General features: G+C 64.3%; 1 protein-coding gene. It reads right to left on the bottom strand.

Annotated elements, in window-relative coordinates:
- Window positions 1-69: 69 nt before the first annotated feature.
- The gene (locus tag MOX02_RS30640; protein ID WP_147029516.1) at window positions 70-1,104 is read right to left on the bottom strand and encodes an IS481 family transposase; all 1,035 of its coding nucleotides are present in this window, start codon (window positions 1,102-1,104) and stop codon (window positions 70-72) included.
- Between the last annotated feature and the right edge of the window lie 120 nt (window positions 1,105-1,224).

Raw genomic sequence — 1,224 nt, 5'->3', positions numbered from 1 at the left:
CTGTAGTAGCTGGAACTTGATCGGACAGTTGATGTCTGGAGATGGTCGGTCTCGACTGCCTGATGGTGGTCAGGCGGCGATCATCTTCTCCCGGGCGAGCGGCACGGCGTCAAGAAAGGCCTGCATCGGCGTCTTGCCGAAGCACCAGCGGCCCTGATGCGGCCGCTCCTCGTTGTAGCTTTGGATCCAGGCATCCAGGTCGGCCTGCAACTCGGCCAGCGAGCCGTAGATCTTCTTACGGAAAGCGACCCGGTAGAACTCGTTCAGCACCGTCTTGTGGAAGCGCTCAACGATGCCGTTCGTTTGCGGGTTCCTGGCCTTGGTCCGGGAATGGTCCACGTCCTCGACCGCGAGGTAGAGCTCGTACTCGTGGTGCTCGGGGTTGCCGCAATACTCGGTGCCGCGGTCGGTCAGCACCCGGCACAGCTTCACCTCCTGGGCATCGAAGAACGGCACCACGCGATCGTTGAGCAGGTCGGCTGCCGTGAGCGCGGTCTTGCGGTCGTAGAGCTTAGCGAACGCCACCTTGGCGTAGGTGTCGATGAAGGTCTGTTGGTAGATGCGCCCGACTCCCTTCATGGTGCCAACGTAGAAGGTGTCCTGCGCCCCGCAGTAGCCAGGGCATTCGCTCTCGAACTCCCCGTGCGTCTCCTTCTCGGCCTTGGCCTTCTCCAGTGCCGCGAGCTGCCCTTCCGTGAGCACCAGCCCCTCCTGCGCGACCTTGGCCTCCAAAGCCTTCAGCCGCTTCTTCATGGTCTCCAGATCGTGGCGCTGCCAGACGCCGCGCACGCCTGCTGGCGAGATCGAATGCCCACGGGCGCGGACCTCGTTGGCCACGCGGATCTGCCCATAGGCCGGCTGCTCGAGGGCAATCGCCACGATCAGCGCCTCGACTTCCGGCGCGATGCGGTTGGCCAAGAGCGGCTTGCGCCGGCTCAGCTCCTGCAGCGCCACCTCGCCGCCCGTGTCGTAGAGCTCCCGGAACCGGTAGAAGCTGTCCCGCGAGTAGCCCATCATCTTGCAGGCTTGGCTGACGTTGCCGAGCTGCTTGGCCAGCTCCAGCAGGCCCACCTTGCCGCGGATGACCTTCTGTTCCCTCGTCATGATCGGTGTCCTCAGGAACGCCGAGGCCGGACGCTCTGCACCTCGACCACTCCGCGCCCGGCCTCGGCTCTCGCCTCAGCTCAACGACACCGTCTGTCAGATCAAGTCCTGACTACTGCA

Source organism: Methylobacterium oxalidis, from assembly GCF_007992195.1.
GTDB classification, from domain to species: domain Bacteria; phylum Pseudomonadota; class Alphaproteobacteria; order Rhizobiales; family Beijerinckiaceae; genus Methylobacterium; species Methylobacterium oxalidis.
This window is presented reverse-complemented; position numbering and strand designations above follow the sequence as displayed.

What these genes read in the sequence shown, in the direction of transcription:
- MOX02_RS30640 (WP_147029516.1), bottom strand. Translation starts at nt 1,104, where the DNA reads ATGACGAGGGAACAGAAGGTCATCCGCGGCAAGGTGGGCCTGCTGGAG.